This window comes from Parafrankia sp. EUN1f (assembly GCF_000177675.1).
GTDB lineage: Bacteria > Actinomycetota > Actinomycetes > Frankiales > Frankiaceae > Parafrankia.
In genome coordinates this window covers 1-15,969 of the sequence record NZ_ADGX01000112.1, presented here as the reverse complement: position 1 = coordinate 15,969, position 15,969 = coordinate 1, and the positions used below count along the sequence as shown (strand labels likewise).

At 72.3% G+C, this 15,969-nt stretch carries 14 protein-coding genes; 1 reads left to right on the top strand and 13 read right to left on the bottom strand.

Annotated elements, in window-relative coordinates:
- Positions 1-98 precede the first annotated feature (98 nt).
- From FREUN1FDRAFT_RS27010 to FREUN1FDRAFT_RS26965, 10 genes are all read right to left on the bottom strand, one after another.
- Positions 99-1,109: an alpha/beta hydrolase gene (locus FREUN1FDRAFT_RS27010; RefSeq protein ID WP_006543454.1), complete on the bottom strand. Its 1,011-nt coding sequence runs from the start codon at positions 1,107-1,109 to the stop codon at positions 99-101.
- On the bottom strand, positions 1,106-1,978 hold the full coding sequence (locus FREUN1FDRAFT_RS27005) for a 2-oxo acid dehydrogenase subunit E2 (RefSeq protein ID WP_006543453.1): 873 nt from the start codon (positions 1,976-1,978) through the stop codon (positions 1,106-1,108). Before FREUN1FDRAFT_RS27005 ends, FREUN1FDRAFT_RS27010 begins: the two co-directional genes overlap by 4 nt.
- On the bottom strand, positions 1,975-2,202 hold the full coding sequence (locus FREUN1FDRAFT_RS27000; RefSeq protein ID WP_006543452.1) for an acyl carrier protein: 228 nt from the start codon (positions 2,200-2,202) through the stop codon (positions 1,975-1,977). Before FREUN1FDRAFT_RS27000 ends, FREUN1FDRAFT_RS27005 begins: the two co-directional genes overlap by 4 nt.
- Complete coding sequence (locus FREUN1FDRAFT_RS26995) at positions 2,199-4,280, bottom strand: HAD family hydrolase (RefSeq protein WP_006543451.1); 2,082 nt, start codon at positions 4,278-4,280, stop codon at positions 2,199-2,201. The genes FREUN1FDRAFT_RS27000 and FREUN1FDRAFT_RS26995 overlap by 4 nt, the downstream gene beginning before the upstream one ends.
- A complete protein-coding gene (locus FREUN1FDRAFT_RS26990) occupies positions 4,277-5,311 on the bottom strand; it encodes a 3-oxoacyl-ACP synthase III family protein (protein WP_006543450.1) in 1,035 nt (344 codons plus the stop codon). The genes FREUN1FDRAFT_RS26995 and FREUN1FDRAFT_RS26990 overlap by 4 nt, the downstream gene beginning before the upstream one ends.
- A 169-nt stretch (positions 5,312-5,480) precedes the next feature.
- Positions 5,481-6,233 carry a GNAT family N-acetyltransferase gene (locus tag FREUN1FDRAFT_RS26985; RefSeq protein WP_006543449.1) on the bottom strand — a complete coding sequence of 251 codons (753 nt, stop codon included), beginning with the start codon at positions 6,231-6,233 and terminating at the stop codon, positions 5,481-5,483.
- Positions 6,230-7,675 carry an NtaA/DmoA family FMN-dependent monooxygenase gene (locus tag FREUN1FDRAFT_RS26980; protein ID WP_006543448.1) on the bottom strand — a complete coding sequence of 482 codons (1,446 nt, stop codon included), beginning with the start codon at positions 7,673-7,675 and terminating at the stop codon, positions 6,230-6,232. Before FREUN1FDRAFT_RS26980 ends, FREUN1FDRAFT_RS26985 begins: the two co-directional genes overlap by 4 nt.
- 362 nt (positions 7,676-8,037) lie before the next feature.
- Positions 8,038-8,895: an NmrA/HSCARG family protein gene (locus tag FREUN1FDRAFT_RS26975; protein ID WP_232295430.1), complete on the bottom strand. Its 858-nt coding sequence runs from the start codon at positions 8,893-8,895 to the stop codon at positions 8,038-8,040.
- A 256-nt stretch (positions 8,896-9,151) separates the two neighbouring features.
- On the bottom strand, positions 9,152-10,027 hold the full coding sequence (locus FREUN1FDRAFT_RS26970; RefSeq protein ID WP_006543446.1) for a class II aldolase/adducin family protein: 876 nt from the start codon (positions 10,025-10,027) through the stop codon (positions 9,152-9,154).
- Between the two features lie 33 nt (positions 10,028-10,060).
- Positions 10,061-10,741: a peroxiredoxin-like family protein gene (locus FREUN1FDRAFT_RS26965; RefSeq protein WP_035953728.1), complete on the bottom strand. Its 681-nt coding sequence runs from the start codon at positions 10,739-10,741 to the stop codon at positions 10,061-10,063.
- 846 nt (positions 10,742-11,587) lie between these two features.
- On the opposite strand from FREUN1FDRAFT_RS26965, the gene FREUN1FDRAFT_RS26960 reads away from it, so the two are divergent.
- Positions 11,588-12,454 (top strand): TauD/TfdA family dioxygenase, encoded by an 867-nt coding sequence (locus FREUN1FDRAFT_RS26960; protein WP_006543444.1) that lies wholly within the window; start codon positions 11,588-11,590, stop codon positions 12,452-12,454.
- A gap of 72 nt (positions 12,455-12,526) precedes the next feature.
- Here the strand turns inward: FREUN1FDRAFT_RS26960 and FREUN1FDRAFT_RS26955 are convergent, their stop codons facing one another.
- The 3 genes from FREUN1FDRAFT_RS26955 to FREUN1FDRAFT_RS40155 all read right to left on the bottom strand — a co-directional run.
- Entirely contained in the window at positions 12,527-13,840 is a 1,314-nt protein-coding gene (locus tag FREUN1FDRAFT_RS26955; RefSeq protein ID WP_006543443.1) for an MFS transporter, read from the bottom strand.
- A complete protein-coding gene (locus FREUN1FDRAFT_RS26950) occupies positions 13,833-15,155 on the bottom strand; it encodes a hypothetical protein (RefSeq protein ID WP_006543442.1) in 1,323 nt (440 codons plus the stop codon). The genes FREUN1FDRAFT_RS26955 and FREUN1FDRAFT_RS26950 overlap by 8 nt, the downstream gene beginning before the upstream one ends.
- A partial coding sequence (locus FREUN1FDRAFT_RS40155) for an acetyl-CoA carboxylase biotin carboxylase subunit family protein (protein ID WP_006543441.1) occupies positions 15,152-15,969 on the bottom strand: 818 nt, incomplete at its 5' end. The genes FREUN1FDRAFT_RS40155 and FREUN1FDRAFT_RS26950, both read right to left, overlap by 4 nt.

The following is a 15,969-nucleotide window of genomic DNA, read 5'->3' as shown; positions in this document are numbered from 1 at the left end:
GTCAGACGCCGCGGATCCGAGTCGACGATGGAAAAGGCTCACTATCCGCGCGGCCCCTAATGCCGCGCTTACGCCCGTGGTGACGCCGACGGGGGCTGTCAGCCGCGCAGGGTGTGGATGGCCGCGGCGACCCACCGCTGGGTCTCCTCGAGATGGCGCGGAGCGCCGTGTTCGTCGTCGTGGCTCAGCACGTGCAGTTCCCGGACGGACCGCTGCAGATGGCCGAGCTCCCCCGGCGGGATGATCTCGTCGCGGTCGCTGGCCATGTAGTAGAGCGGCACCGCGAGGGCGGTCAGCTCGTCGTCGGACAGCGCCCAGTCGCGGATGTGCCCGCTGAGCTGGTCGGCGGCCACCCCGGTCAGGTGAGCGAGGGTGTCGACGGTGATCCGGGGCAGGCCACGCTGCCACTGCGCGTCGGTGAAGAAGTCGGAGATCGGCGCCGCGGCGGTGACGACACCCACGAGGCGGCTGTCGTTGACGGCGCAGCGCAGCGCCAGGTGCCCGCTGAAGCTCAGCGCCATCGCGACGGTGCGGGACACCTGCGCCCGGTCACCCACCGCGTCCAGCAGGTGGGACAGCGTCTGCCAGCTCTTCGCCGTGTACGGGACGGTGTTCTCGCCGACGCCTGGCATCTCGGTGACGATCCCGGCCATGTCCAGCCCGGTCGCGATCCGCAGCATCGGCGCGTACTGCTCCTTGGCGGCGACGATCCCGCCGGAGATCACCAGCAGCGGCTTCGGCTCCGCCGCGGACAGGCCGACGGCCCAGCCGCGGATCCGGCCCTCCGGCGTCTCGACGTCGAGGCGTTCCAGCACGCTCCCGGTGGCCGAGCGGGCGAACGCGTCGACGCAGTGTGCCTGCGCGACGCGCCGCGGTGCCCCGTCCGGGAAGGGGAAGCGCGCCATCGCATGGTAGCGCCAGGCCTCGTCGACCCGGCCGGCCCGGTCGAGCTCCGCCGCCTCGTGTGACCACTCGTGCACCCAGGACCCGGGCTCGTCGCCCGCGTCGGAGACGATCCGGTCACGCAGCCGCTCGAACTCGGCGACCGGGATGCCCTGGGTCTGGGTGTGCACATACCCGAACTGCTTGAGCTCCGCGACGTCGTTCACGCCTGCCCCCCGACGGTCTCGCGGGCGGCCGGCCGGATGTCGTCGAGCCGCGCGACCGGGCTCTCGGCAACAGGGCTCTCCACAGCGGGGCTCTCGGCGGTGGGCTGCGGCCAGGGCTCCTCCAGGACGCGGCGGATCCCGGCGAGCACGTCCGCGGCCTCGGCGCCGTCGATCACGCGGTGGTCGAATGCCAGGCTGAGCCGCAGCACCGGGGCGATCTCCACCCGGCCGTCGCGGGCCACGGGGCGGTCCAGCACCCGGCCGACGCCGAGCGTCACCGTCGTCCCGCCGACGGAGTGGAAGCCGTCCACCGGGCGGTGGCCCAGCGAGGTCACCGCGAACGTCCCGAGCAGCAGCGCCCGGCGCTCCGGCGGCCGGGCGGCGCGCCAGGCCAGCAGCCGGCCGAGCGGGACCGGCAGCCCCTGGAGCTTGCGGATCGGGGCGAGCGCCGGGGCGGTGTCGGGGTCGAGGTCGCGGAACTGCTCGATGCGGTCCTGGATCGCGTCGAGGTCACCGGCGGCGACGTCCGGGACGACGGTGGCGAGCACGACGCGGCGGCCACCCATGGTCCGGTCGAAGGTGACCTTGCCGTTGACCTGCGGGTGGCGGGCGACCACCGGGCGCAGCCAGCCGCGGATCGACGCGTTGGCCTCGGGGTGCGCGGCCAGCGTGCGCCCGCCGGCGGCGACGATGTACGTCACCAGGGACAGCTTCCGCCCGGTGACTTCCCGGCGGGCGGCGCGGTGCGCCAGCACCTGGGTCATGTCGACCTCGGTGTCCAGGAACACCGGGGAGAAGGATCGGATCTGGTCGAGGAAGTAGAGGGTGTGGCGGCGCGCGGGGGCCACCGGCTCCACCGTCACGCTCATGCCCGCACCGCCAGCGTGTAGACCTCCGCGAGGCTGCGCGCCTCGAGGACGTCCGGGAGCGAGACCCGGGCGCCGGTCTCCCGCTCGATGACGGTCAGCAGGCGCAGCAGGTACACCGAGTCCCAGCCGGGCAGCTCGTCGAACGCGGACCCGAGCTCCTCCTCCGCCACGGGCAGCCCGAGCTCGTCCCTGACCAGGACGGCGAACTCCGTCGAGTTGATCATTCATGCTCTCCCAGGAAGACGGTGGTCAGTGCGACGTGCGCCGGTGCGGCGACGATGTCGCGCAGGTCGTGCCGGAAGGTCGTCCCACCGGCCCCGCCAGGCGCCCCGGCGACGGGGGCGGCGTCGACGGCGGGGGCGGCGGTGAAGCCGTAGCGGGGGTAGGCGGTGAAGCCGTAACGGGGGTAGGCGGTGAAGCCGTAACGGGGGTAGAGGTCGCCGACGATGCCGTTCTTCGCGGTCGGCACGTACTCGCCGAGCACCTCGCGGACGCCGGTGTCGCGGGCGTGGTGCAGCAGGGCGACCAGACACGCGTGTTCGATGCCGCGGGAGAACACCCGGCAGCTGAGCAGGAAGTTCTCGATCCGCAGGACCTCGCCGCCCGTCCCGTCCGTCCTGCGCGGCCCGTCCGTCCCCGCTGGCCCATCGGGCGCATCGGGCCCGTCGAGCCGGACCCGGCGGGCGAGGATCGCGCCGACCAGGCCGTTGTCGCCGAAGCGGTCCGCGGAGTGGATCGCCAGGACCAGCGCGGCGGGGTCGTCGAGCAGTGCCGCCACCGCCGGCGGCTGCAGGCGCCGGGTGGTCAGGTTGAACTGGTTGGTCCGCAGCGTGAGCTGCGACAGCCGCCCGACCTGGGACGCCCGCGCGGCCTCCAGGCGGACGGCGACGCCCAGCTCGCGCAGGTAGTCCTCGATGGAGTCGAAGGTGTCCAGGAAGTCGCCACGGGCGACGTCCTCGCGGTAGCGCGCCGGGCGGGCCCGGTCGTCCGCGGTGACCTCCCGGACGTTGAACCAGCCGTCGGCGAGCAGCCGTTCCACGTGCGACGCCGGCTCGTCGTCGACGTCGACCACGGCGATCTCGGGCAGCTCGCGGCGCACCAGCGCCCGCTCGTAGGGGCTGTCGTCGACGAACACGAAGCTCGACGTGCCGAGGTTGAGCCGGCGGGCCGTCTCCCGCAGGTTCTCCGGCTTGGGCCGCCAGTTCGCGGTGACGTCGGCGAAGTCCTCCGCGCGCAGCGTCAGCCCGGGGTGCTCGGCGAGGATCCGGCGGACCGGATCGGGGTCGTTCTTGCTCACCACCGCCAGCAGGACCCCCTGCGAGCCGATCTGGCGGGCCACCTTCTGGAAGGCGCGAAACGCCTCCCCGCGGTAGGTGTCGGCGACCTCGACGCCGTCCGGTCCGTCCTCGCCGAGGATGCCGCCCCAGACCGTCCCGTCGAGGTCGAGCACCAGGCATTTGCGGGTCTGGCCGGCGACCAGGCGGGCCAGGTGGCCGACTTCGCGGGCGTAGGCGGCGAGCAGGCCCGGAGCCAGGTGCGCCTTGGCGTAGACGCTCAGCCGCGGGTCGCGGGCCGCCGTCCCGTCCGCGAGGATCGGGTCGAGGTCCAGCACGACGACGGACGGACGGTCGTCCGCCAGCCCGAGCAGGGCCGTGGCCGCACGCCGCCACAGCGCGCCCAGCGCGGCCCGGGAGCGGTAGTCGACGAGCTGCCCGGCGAGCAGCCGGGGCAGCGGCAGGGTGTTGAGCACCAGGGTGCCCCGGCCTGTTCGCCGGCTCGTCGCCTGGAACCGGTCTGCGAGCCCGGTCAGCAGCCGGACCTTCTCGTCGACGATCTTCTCCAGGTCGGCGAGCGTCCACGGGACGGGCAGCTCGTCCACCACGATCATCGGGTCCAGCACGCACAGGACGAGGTCCGCGCCGGCCGCGTACAGCGCGCTGCCCGGGTCGGTCAGGTCGAACACGTAGCTGTCGAACGGGGAGACGACGGGGTCGAGGACCAGGCCGTGGCGGGCCAGCTCCGCGGTGAGCGGCGCGACGAGCGGTGACAGGGTGCCGTGCCCGGTGATCGCGACCTTCACCACCGGGAGCTTCGGGTGGTGCCGCCGCACCTCGTCCACCGGGACCCGGGCCAGCAGCGCGCCCGCCCGGGCCAGCTCGTCCGGCCCGAGCTCGGCCAGCAGGGGCGCGACGAGTGGGTAGCGGGCGGCGAGCTCACCGGCGCGGTGCAGCTCCAGCAGGGTGCTCGCGCCTGCGACAGTGCTCGCGCCTGCGGAGGCGCTCGCGCCTTCGAGGGTGCTCACGCCTTCTCCACCGCGAAGCCGGCCCGGATCCACTTGGAGGACTCGACCGAGACGCCGACCGCCCGGTCGCCGCTCGTCATCTGGTCGAGGATCCGTTCGAGCTGGAAGAAGGGGGTGGCGTTGCCGGTGTTGCCGGTCCGGCGCACACAGCTGACCTCCTGTGCGTCGGGCAGCGCGAGGCGCTCCATGATCTGGGTCGTCATCCGTCCCGACAGCTGCGGCGGCAGAACGTAGTCGACGTCGCCGGGTTTCCAGCCGACGTCCGCCAGCAGTTCGGCGAGGATCTCCTCGCTCATCACCGGGACCAGTTCCTCGATGGCCTTGTAGTCCTCGGCGACGGTCGGCGAGTCCGGGCCGGGCGGGCGCGCCCCGAACCAGTCCAGCGACTGGCCCGGTGCCCGGCCGAGACCGGTGAGGCGGGTGCTCACCTGCCGGATCGTCACCGCCGCCGGGGTGGGGGTGACGCTGAGCACCGCGGCGCCCGCGCCGTCACCGAACAGCATGTAGTTGATCAGTTCGCGGGGTGGCAGCCGGGAGAAGTCGGCGCCGTAGTCGAAGACCTTGGTGCCGACGTCGCCGCCGAGGACCAGCGCCGTGCGGGGGCCGCCCGCGACCAGCAGGCGGGACGCGACCGCGAGGGCCTGGAACGCCCCGGTGCAGCCGGACTGGAGCTGGAAGGTCGGCACCCCGTCGATGCCGAGCCGGTCGGCGACGACGTTGACGGTGGTGGGCATCAGCTTGTCCGGGGTGGCCGTGCCCATCACGATCAGGTCGACGGCGTCCGGTCCCAGCCCGGCGGCGGCCAGTGCCAGCCGGGCGGCGGTCTCCCCCAGGTCCGCCAGCGTGGACACCACCTCACCGCTGTCCAGGTCGACGGACATGTGGCGGGTGTCGGTCCCGACGAAGTGGTCGATCCACTGTCCCCAGTAGGTGTCCAGGCCGAGCCGGGCGGCGAGCGTCGGGTTGTCCACCGGCGCCCCCGGCAGGGCGGTCCCCACCCCGAGAATGTGCACCTCTGAAACGTCCGCCACCGGTTGCCTCCAGCTGTTGTGCTGTTTCCGGAACGGACGTCATCGTCGCCGCGCCGGCTAACGTCGCCCTAAGCCGGCGTTCGGGCCGCAGGGAGCCGCGCGGGCTGTCCGGGCAGCTCTGGGTCCGCCCGCGCGGCTCCGGGCGGGCAGGCGACGGGGCGCAGGCCCGTCAGGCGACGGGCGGGACGCGCACGACGGTGAAGGTGAGCGTGCGCCGCGCGCGGAAACCCAGCGCCTCGTAGAGCCGCAGCGCGGTGTCGTTGCCGGCCGTGACGTGCAGGAACGGGAGCTCGCCGCGGGCGGCGATGCCGGCGGTGAGTGCCAGCACGAGCCGGGTGGCCAGGCCCTGCCCCCGATGCGCGGCGTCGGTGCACACGCCGCTGATCTCGGTCCAGCCGGGTGGATGGACCCGCTCACCGGCCATCGCGACCAGCCGGTTCCCACGCCGGATCCCGAGGAACGTCCCGAGCTCGATCGTGCGGGGCAGGAACGGCCCGGGATTCGTGCGGGCGGTCAGTGCGAGCATCTCCGGCACGTCGGCGGCGGTGAGACGGACGATCCCGGAGCCACCCGGGGCGCCGGCGACCGCTTCGCCCGTCATCTGCACCCCGGTGCCGCGCACGACGACCTCCCAGCCGGCGGGTGGCGGTGCCTCGACCGCGGCGAGCGGCACGACCGCTCCCGGGCCGGCGAGTGTGGCCAGATCGGCCCAGTCGGCGGCGGCGGGCCGTTCGGGCATGGCCGCGAACTGCGACATCTGCGGCGGGTAGCGCCGGACGTCGCCGCGCCGTTGCGCGAAGGGGGCGTGCGGGCCGCACAGCGACGAGCGCACCGGGTTGTCGAGCACGTGGTGCCCGCCGGAGCCGGCGGACGGGGTCGGCGGGGTCCGGCCCAGGTCCGCCTCGGCCGCGGCCTCGGTCACCGCCGGGCCGGCTCCGGGCCGGCCGCCTCCGGAATCGCGGGTTCGGAGATCGCGGGCTCCGGAATCGCGGGCTCCGGGATGGCCGGCTCCGGGATGGCCGGCTCCGGGATCGCGGGCAGGCCGAGGTTGGCGCGCAGCGTGGTCCCCTCGTACTCCGTGCGCAGCGATCCCCGTTCCTGCAGCAGTGGGACGACCTTGTCGACGAACTCGTCGAGCCCGGTGGGCGTCAGATGCGACCCGAGGATGAAGCCGTCCGAACCGTCGTTCTGGACGAACTCGTCGAGCCGGTCGGCGACCTGGGTCGGCGTTCCGACGAACTCGGCGCGGGCGAACAGGTGGATCGCCAGCTCCCGCAGCGAGTACCCGTTCGCCTCCGCGAGCTCGCGCCACGCCTTCACCGTCGCGTGCGCGTCGCCGTGCCGCGTGGTCCGGCCCTCGATGGCCGGTGGCCCGTCGGTGTCCGGTTCCACGTCGGGCAGCGGGCCGTCCGGGTCGTAGCCGGACAGGTCACGGTTCCAGACCGCCTCCAGCAGGATCTGCGCGGTCCGGCCGGTGACCTGCGCGCGGGCGATCTCCCGGGCCCGCTCGCGGGCGTCCTCGGCGGTGTCACCGAGGACGAACAGCGCGGCGGGCAGCAACCGCACCGAGCCCGGTGGACGTCCGGCGGCGGCGACCCGGGCGGTGATGTCCCGGTAGAACTCCTGCGCCTCGGGGAGGCTGTGGTACGGGGAGAAGATCGCGTCGGCGCCGGCGGCGGCGAAGTCCCGGCCCTGCGGGGAGACCCCGGCCTGCAGGATCACCGGGCGGCCCTGCGGGGAGCGGGGCACGGTGAACCGGCCGGCGATGTCGAACTGGCTGCCGTGCCGCGCGAACCGGCCCACCTGTCCGTCCCGCAGGAATCGCCCGCGGTCGCGGTCGGCGGGGACGGCGTCGGCCGGCCAGCTGCCCCACAGGGCCCGCGCGGCGTCGAGGAACTCCTCCGCCCGGAGGTAGCGGTCCTCGGCCTGCAGGAAACCGCCGCGCCGGAAGTTGCGGCCGGTGAACGTGTCGAGGGAGGTGACCACGTTCCAGCCGGCCCGGCCGCCGGAGAGGTGGTCCAGGGAGGCGAGTTGGCGGGCCAGCTCGTAGGGCTCGTTGAAGGTGGCGTTGACGGTGCCGACCAGCCCGAGGTGCTCGGTGACGGCGGCCAGCGACGCCAGCACCGGCAGGGTGTCGGGGCGGCCGACCACGTCGGTGTCCAGGAACGCCCCGAACCGTTCCCGCAGGGCCAGGCCCTCCGCCAGGAAGAAGAAGTCGAACTTCCCGCGTTCGGCGGTCTGCGCCAGGTGCTGGAAGGAGGAGAACGCGATCTGGCTGCCGGCGGCCGGGTCTGACCACACCGTGTGGTGGTTCACGCCCGCCAGGTAGGCGCCGAGGATGATCTGCTTGCGCGGCTTGCTCACGAGGGCGGCCCTTCGGAGTCAGACGGCGGCGGCGTCGGCGCAGCGGTTGACGGGGCGAGGTGCAGGGTGCCACCCCGCCCCGTCGAGCGCGACGGCGAGATGGAGCGGAGTGGAATCGGGCATCGGTCCCGTCCCTTCCCGGCCGACATGTCGGAATGCGGCTCAGGACAGCACTCTGCGTAAATACACCTTGTCGAGTCAAGAAGTGGGAAAGTGATCCAGAACACACCACGGTGGACGTTGACCGGCAGGGCAGGTGGTGGTGCCTGGACCCGCAGCTGCTCGAACCGGATGTTCAACCGATCCGACGGTCAGTCGAACAGGGCGGTCAGCCGAACGGGGCGGCCAGTCGAACAGGGCGGTCAGTCGAACAGGGCGGCCACCAGCGCGGCGCCTCGACGCTCCAGCCAGGTCTCGAAGGTCATCAGCCCCGGATGCAGCGCCCGCGCGGTCGCGAGGTCGGCGCCGTAGCCGCCGCGCTCGTTGACGAAGGCCACCGCGTCGGCGAAGTCCTCGTTCGCCGCGCGGACGACGTCGACGGGCAGCTGCACGTGGCCGATGTCGCGGCCGGTGGCCCGGCTCAGGGCCCGCGCCGTCTCGGCGGGGCGCAGCTCGTCGCCGGCGATCGCGAGGGTCCGCTCCGCGAACCGGGCGGGATCGGCGAAGGCGAGCGCGACGAACGCGCCGATGTCGTCGAGGGCGATGAGCTGCTCGGCGACATCCGCCGCGAACGGGCTCGCCAGCGTGCCGGTGTGCACCCCGAAGGCCGGCGAGGCGTAGTTCTCCATGAAGGACACCGGCCGCAGGATCGTCACCGGCAGCCCGCTGCCACGCAGGTACTCCTCGATCTCCCACTTGCTCGCCAGCGCCCGCGGAGCCGCCGGCCCCACCCCCGCCGCCGAGGCGTGGACCACATGACGGACACCGGCCCGCGCCGCCGCGTCGGCCACGTTGCGACCCCAGGCGACCTCGTCCGCGAACGGCACGGGCGGATAACCGAGCGCCCCCCGCTGCACGCTGAACACCCCGTGGACGCCCTTGGCCGCCACGTCCAGCGACTGCGGGTCGGCCAGGTCGCCGACCACGATCTCCGCACCCTGGTCGGCGAGCCGGCGGGCCGCCGCACCCGCGGGATCACGCGTCAGCGCCCGCACCGCCCAGCCGTCGGCGAGCAGCCGCGCCGCGACCGCACCACCCTGATTACCCGTCGCCCCTGTCACCAGAACGACATCTCCACCGCCACCAGCCATGACGACACTGCCTCTCTCCGTGGCCAGATGACCCGGAGAGCAGATCATCCAACCTCTTCAGTACACGACTAATCACTGAATGTGATTCAGGTGCACACTACGAGAGCAGTTCGCCGAGCCCGGCCGCGATTTCCACGTGTCGCACGAGGCCGACGCAGATCACACCCGTTCGGCGCGGGCGCGCCGAACGACCGGGCCCAGGTGGCCGAACGACCGGGCCCAGGTGTCAGTCGAGCAGGTCGGGCTGCTCCTCGACGATGGGGTCATAGAGGGCCTCGAAGGACCAGCGAGCGCCATCGTCACCCCATGCCCCACTGGCGGTGGCGCTGGCGATCTCGTGGTCGAGAATCCGCAGCGCCCCGGCCGCCGCAGCGACCAGCTGGGTCCGCGCGGCCCGCTCCGCCGCGATGTACCAGTACGCCGCCGCCTCAACACTGGTGCCGACGGTGAGCAGGCCGTGGTTACGCAGGATCGCCAGCTTGTGCGGACCGAGCGCGGTGGCGATCTTCCGACCCTCCGCCTCGTCCAGCACGACTCCGTTGTACTCGTCGAAGATCACCTGATCCTCGTAGAACGCGAGGGAATCCTGAGAGATCGGATGCAGCGGCTCGCCGATGGCGGCGAGCGCCCGGCCGTACAGCGCGTGGGTATGAGCGGCAGCGACGACGTCCGGCCGGGCGGCATGGATCTGCGAATGGATGTTGAACGCCGCCGGGTTCAGCGGCGGCGTGCCCTCGACGATCTCCCCGCTGCCATTGACCAGCAGCAGGTTGGAGACCTTGATCCGGCTGAAGTCGAGGCCGAAGCGGTTCACCCAGAAATGGTCGGCCAGCTCGGGGTCACGGGCACTGATGTGCCCGGACAGCCCCTCGGCGATGCCGAGCTTGGCGAAGAGCCGGTACGCGGCGGCGAGCTTGCGCTTACGGTGCAGCCGCTCCTCCTCGACCGTCCGGACCGGCTCCGGGCGAGGCCACTGCCCGCCTTCAGCCGGTGCGACCAGCCCGGCCCACGGGCTCCTCCGCTCGCCGGCGGATGATTCGGGGGCGGCGTCCGGCGCCGGCTCGATCGCCGCTGCCGGCGCGTCATGGGTGGAAAGCGTCATGTCCTGGCTTGCCCTTCCTCATAAAGGGGCCGGTTACTGACCGACAAGGGGCCGGACCGCGGCCAGAACGGCCGAGGACTCGGTGCGCACCATCCAGTCGGGATGGACGTCGGCAAACCGAACAATCCGGTCGCGATCGATGACGACAACCGTCGGGTAGGGCAGCGTCCACTCTCCGGTGCCGAGAATCGCACCGAGATCCACACCTTTACGCCGGGATTCGTCACGCGCTGCCTCGTCGGGCGCGAAACCTATACCGAACAAGTCGATCAGGACCCGGTCGGGGTCGCTGGCTACCGGGAAGTCGAAACCGTGCCGCTCCTTGATCGCCACCAGCTTCTCGGCGATCTGGGGGCTGACGATGACGAGGTGCGCACCCAGCTCGCGCAGGGCCGGCGCGAGGGTGAGCTGGTAGCCGCGCAGGGCCGTGTTGCACGCGGGGCAGCCCTCGAACCGGAAGAAGACCAGCGTCACCGGCCCGTCGGCCAGCAGGTCGTCGAGGATGACGGTGCCGCCACCGGCCTCGGACAGCGCGAAGGGCGGCACCACGTCGCCTGGTTTGACGAAGCGCGCGCGATCCGCTTTCTCCTCAAGGGAGCGCCGCAGGTCGGCGTGGGCCCGAAGCTGCTCCGGCGCCCATTCCGCGTCCCGGGTGGCCTGCAGCCGGTCCAACAGACCCTGGATCGTCACGGGTGCTGCCACGGTCTGGTTAATAGGATTTCCTCCTCATCCAATGCGCTTCAGGAGCAGTCTTCTGGCCGGCCAGGGCCGGGCAGGAAGGAAAGGGTATGGAAAGCCACCACAGACGGGAGACCTGACCCTTCCCACGTGATGCAGCGTGCGCCGGGTCCCCCGGTGGGCAGTCCGGCTCCGCTACAGCGGCCGGCACACACCCGCGCGAGGTCCACACACAGACGGCGGGCAAGCGTGGGGTGGACGCACAGGTAGCAACATGCGGCAGACGTCGAAGATTGTCAAGTTTCTCGGTGGGGATACCGGTCAAGGCGAGCGGCCCCTCGGTCACCCTGGCGATCGATCCGGATCACGGACGCCCGACGGGCCATTTTGTGACGTGGGTCACCTATTTTTCGCACTTGACCGATCGACAAACTGTGGTCATGTTGGATCTGTGTTGAGAACTGCGTACCTGGTGTCGCGACAGCACATCGACCTGCTGCGAGTGGCCTCCGCGAGCTGTCCGGACCGCCACAGCGGCCGCTGACGCCCAGCGTCAGGGACCCGAACGCCCCGGCAGACGGCGGGGCCGGCGGCTACGTCGCACCGGAGCGGCCACCGGGCCACGGCGCCCCCGCGAACCGGCATCACGAAGCCACGCGGCGGCGCTGGCGCGTATGGCAGGCACCGTAAAGGCACTGGCGACCGCGTTCTGAACCACCACCCGTGCCTGGCGCGCACCCCGCTCCGCCAGCTACGGCGGCGCCTACCACCAGATGCCATCCCTGCAATCCGCCGCGCAGGCGGAGCGACCGGGGGCTCCGGGAGACCGGGCGGCGAGCGCAGGTAGATCTCCAACGGCAGCATCCACTGAGGGGACACATCGTGACCACAGTCGCCGAAACGCCCGTCCAATCTTCGTTGGACGTCCAGCCTCTGCAACCGACAATCGGAGCGGAGATCAGCGGGGTCGACCTCCGGGAGCCGCTCACTCCCGAGGTACGCGACCAGATCAAGGCGGCCCTTCTGAAATACAAGGTCGTCTTCTTCCGGGACCAGGAGCTGACCCAGGCTCAGCACGAGGACTTCGCCCGGCACTTCGGCCCCCTTTACACCCATCCGGGCGCGGGCAACGCCGGCCCCGACATCAGCCCGTCGATTCACCGCATCGCCAGCGAGGACTTCAAGAAGTACGAGAAGGCCCATACTCCGCAGGCCGGCGACGACGTCTGGGAGCCGTACCACACCGACACGAGCTGGCGGCTCGTGCCGACCTGGGGAGCGGTGCTGCGGGCGGTCAACCTGCCCGAGGTCGGCGGCGACACCATCTGGGTCGACGCCGCGCTCGCCTACCAGGGCCTGCCCGACGACGTGAAGGCCCGGCTCGAAGGCCACCACGTCACCCATGACTACCGTGCCGCGCTGCACCAGTCCGGACACGACTATCCGGTCGTCGCCCATCCGGTTGTCCGCCTGCACCGGGAAACCGGAGAGAAGACCCTCTGGGTGAACTTCACCCAGCGGCCGACGATCGTCGGGCTCGACCGTGCCGAAAGCAGGGAACTTCTGACGGCGGTCATCGACCAGTACCGCAAGCCGGCGAACCAGGTGCGGTTCTCATGGCGACCCGGCTCGGTCGCGTTCTGGGACAACCGCGCCACCGTCCACTACGCGGTACGCAACTACGGAACGTTCCCGCGGCTGTTGGAAAGGATCCTCATCGCCGAGGAAACGCTCTACGCCGACCTGTAGGAGGGGCCCCGCCACACCGGCTCAGCCTTGTCCCGCCTGGGCCGGCGCCCTGTGGCGGTGCCGAACCGCGAGCTACCTCGCCAGCGGCACCGGCACCGCGGGTTCGGCCGGCGCGGCCGGCCGGGCCGTCATCGCCTGCGCGCCCAGCGGGCGCAGCAGCAGCGCATAGGCGGGCCACGCCAGCACCGCGACGGCGAGGAACAGCACCTGCACGGGCAGCACCGCGCCGACCAGCGCGACCAGCCCGCCGGCCAGAGGCAGTGTGCTCTGGTTCAGCAGCACGATCAGGCTGATGACACGGCCCCGTTCGGCCGGGGCGATCCAGTTCAGCCGCTCGACGCGGATGAAGACGTTGAACAGCCCGGTCATGCCGAGGCACAGGCCGTATCCGAGCACATACAGCGGGAACAGCGGCGCGACCCCGATGAGGGCCGCCCCGGCGGCGCTGACCAGGAATGACAGCACGCCGATCCGATAGACGGACAGGCGGCGCAACAGCCAGGTCATCGACAGCAGGGTGATGATCGAGAACACCCCGACCGTGATCTGCAGCGTCGCGAAGACCGCGTCGCGCTGGTGGAAGTGGCCGATGGTCAGGGGTGCGCCGGTGGCCACGGCGAGACCGACCATCAGGTTGGCGACCATCGTCAGCGCGACCAGGGACAGCAGGATCGGCGCCCCGGCCAGGCTGCGGATGCCGACCCGCAGGTCGCCGACCACACTGCGCCGCGCGTTCACCGGTGCGCCCGCGGCCCGTTCGCCCGCGGCCGGTGCGTCCGCGACCGGTGCGGCTGGTGCGTCCGCAGCATCCGCGGGCGGTGCGCCGAGGCCGCGCAGCGCGGCGACACCGCACGCACCCACCGCGAACGCCACCCCGCTCACCCACAGCAGCCGCGTCGGGGACACCCAGAGCAGCATCAGCCCGCCCAGGGCCGGTCCGAAAACGCCGGACCCGCTGTTGATGATCTGCAACACGCTCTGGGCCTTCGCCAGGTCCCTCTGCGGCACCAGCTGCGGGATGGTCGACTCGAGCGCGATGAACGTCTGGGCGTAGCAGAACGCGCACAGCGCCATGAGCGCCGCGGTCAGCCCGAAGGCATGCCCCGGCCAGCTGGCCAGCGCCAGCGCGGTGAGCAGGCATGCCACCGCCCGGATGCTGTCGCTGGCCGCGTAGACCCGACGTCCGCCGAACCGGTCGGACAGCACCCCGGCCAGCGGAAGGGAGCTCAGCCGCGGCAGCCATTCGACCAGGAACGCGAGGCCCGCCAGTGACACGCTACCCGTCGCGGTGTAGATGATCAGCGGCACGGCGAACTGGAGCACCTGGTCGCCCAGCGTCGACAGGACGCGGGCGCCCAGGAACACCCGCAGCCGCCAGCTACCCATGACCGCGCCCCACCCGGCCGTCGACGTCGATCCGTTCCTCAACGGCCTCGCTGAGCCGGTCGAGGCGGTCCAACAGCGTCGCGGCGTCGTCGGCGACCAGGATGATCTGCCCGACGAAGCCGGCGTTGTCCGCGATCTCGGCGCGTACCCGCTGCCCGGGCGCCGTGCGGAGCTCCCCGTCATGCAGCGGGATGCCGAGCTCGTCCGCCACGGCCGCGACGTCCGGGACCGAGACGACGACGCCGTCCCGCGGCGCGCGCAGCATGCGGATGCCGCTCACTGCCTGGGCCTGCGGCCGGCTGTGCACCACCGCGCCGGTGGTCGACCAGCGCAGCCATTCCCGCCAGGGATCGAAGCCGGGGAAGGCGAGCCTGGCCAGGTCCCAGATGTGCATGCCGCCGGGGCGCAGGTTGGTCTCGACCGCCGCCACCCCCCGCTCCAGCAGGAACAGCTCGGTGTGGAAGGCCCCGTTGGACGGGGACACCAGCTGTCGGACGTGCGCGCCGGCCTGGTCGAGCAGGGCGGTCTGCACCTCGTCCAGCGGCGCCGGCACGATCTGCTGGAACTCGGCGCGGAACCGGCCCGAGGTGGTGCGCTTCTCCGTCAGCCAGCGCGCGCCGCCGACGAAGTCCCAGCTGTACTCGCGGGCGCCGGTCACCAGCGTCTCCACCATGACGCCACGGTCGTGGTACGGCTCCAGTGCCGCCCACAGGGCCGGGCAGGCGGCGAGGTCGGGCACGTGCTGGCAGCCGCGGCTGTTGCCCTCGCTGGTCGGCTTGACGAACGCCGTGCCGCCGAAGCGCGCGACGGCCGCCTCGAACTCGGCCAACGAGTGGACGACCAGGCTGCGCAGTGGCGTGTAGCCGGCCGGATGGTCGGCGGACGCGGACTCGACCGCGCGGAACCGGTGCTTGTCGAGGCCGAGCAACGCCCGGGCCGGCTCGGCGCCGGGCAGCCCGAACCGCGCCGCCAGGTGCGCTCCCAGCACGACGCCCCGGTCGGAGAACGGCAGCACGCCGATCGGCCGCAGGTCGTGGCGGTCCAGCTGCGCGGCGACCTGCCCGGCCACGGCGGCCGCATCCGGTGCCTGCGGTTCATCCGATCCGCCGTCCGGGCCGTCCGGGCCGGGCTGGCCGAGCGGGCTCAGGGGGGCGGCGATCACGACGTCGGTGGCGGCGGCGTCCTGCGGCTTCGGCTGGTCCGTGACCAGGACGAGCCGCGCCCGGTACTCCTGGTGGCACAGGTCGCGCAGCTTCGCGACGTCGTAGACGCGGGTGTTGTTGTAGCCGGTGAGGACGAAGCACGCGGTGCTCATACCAGCTCCAGGACTGCTGTCTGCGCGCAGATCTCGGCGAGGGTGTCACGCAGGCCCTCGGCGCTGCCGCGGACCACCCCGGAAAGCGGTGTCGCCGCCGCCGCGTAGCTGATCTCGCCGGCCCTGGCCGCGGGGCGATCGTTGTGGACGTAGGAGACCAGGCGCCCGGCGTAGCGGCCGGGGTCGAAGTCGACGCTGGTGCCCTCGGCGCGATGGTGCGCCGGGAAGACGAACCAGCCGTACCAGTGCGCCGAGGGCCGGGTGGGGGGCTCGTCGATGTCGCCGTACAGCTGGTGGGCCAGGTCGACCTGGTAGAGGTTGACGCCGGTGCGCAGCTCGAACGTCTCCGCGACGCCGGCCCCGCCGACCCGGCTCGCCGTCTCCAGGAACAGGAACCGGCCGTCGCCTGTCCGGATCAGCTCGAAGTGGAAGGCGCCGTCGCGCTGGCCGAGGACGGGCAGTGTGCGGCGCAGCAGCGCCAGCGCCTCCGGTTCGTCCGGGGTCTGCGCGGAGCCGAGCGGGCTGCCGTGGGCGAAGTTCAGGCAGTCCCCGACGTAGACGCTGCTCGTCACGGTGCGGACGACGCCGTGGCGCAGGTAGCCGTCGAGGTGCCAGATCTGGCCGGGCACGAACTGTTCGACGAACACATCGGACGTGTCGGATGCCGCCGGGTGCGCGGCGAGGCGGTCGAGGATCTGCCGGGCGTCACCGGTCTCGATGCCGGTGCTGGACGCCTCCAGCCTGGGTTTGATCAGATACGTGCCGGTGGTGGGCGGGTTGCGGCGGAAGTCCGCGACGCTCCAGAACGCGGGCT

What these genes read in the sequence shown, in the direction of transcription:
- FREUN1FDRAFT_RS27005 (WP_006543453.1), bottom strand. Translation starts at nt 1,978, where the DNA reads ATGAGCGTGACGGTGGAGCCGGTGGCCCCCGCGCGCCGCCACACCCTC.
- FREUN1FDRAFT_RS27000 (WP_006543452.1), bottom strand. Translation starts at nt 2,202, where the DNA reads ATGATCAACTCGACGGAGTTCGCCGTCCTGGTCAGGGACGAGCTCGGG.
- FREUN1FDRAFT_RS26970 (WP_006543446.1), bottom strand. Translation starts at nt 10,027, where the DNA reads ATGACGCTTTCCACCCATGACGCGCCGGCAGCGGCGATCGAGCCGGCG.
- FREUN1FDRAFT_RS26955 (WP_006543443.1), bottom strand. Translation starts at nt 13,840, where the DNA reads ATGGGTAGCTGGCGGCTGCGGGTGTTCCTGGGCGCCCGCGTCCTGTCG.
- FREUN1FDRAFT_RS26950 (WP_006543442.1), bottom strand. Translation starts at nt 15,155, where the DNA reads ATGAGCACCGCGTGCTTCGTCCTCACCGGCTACAACAACACCCGCGTC.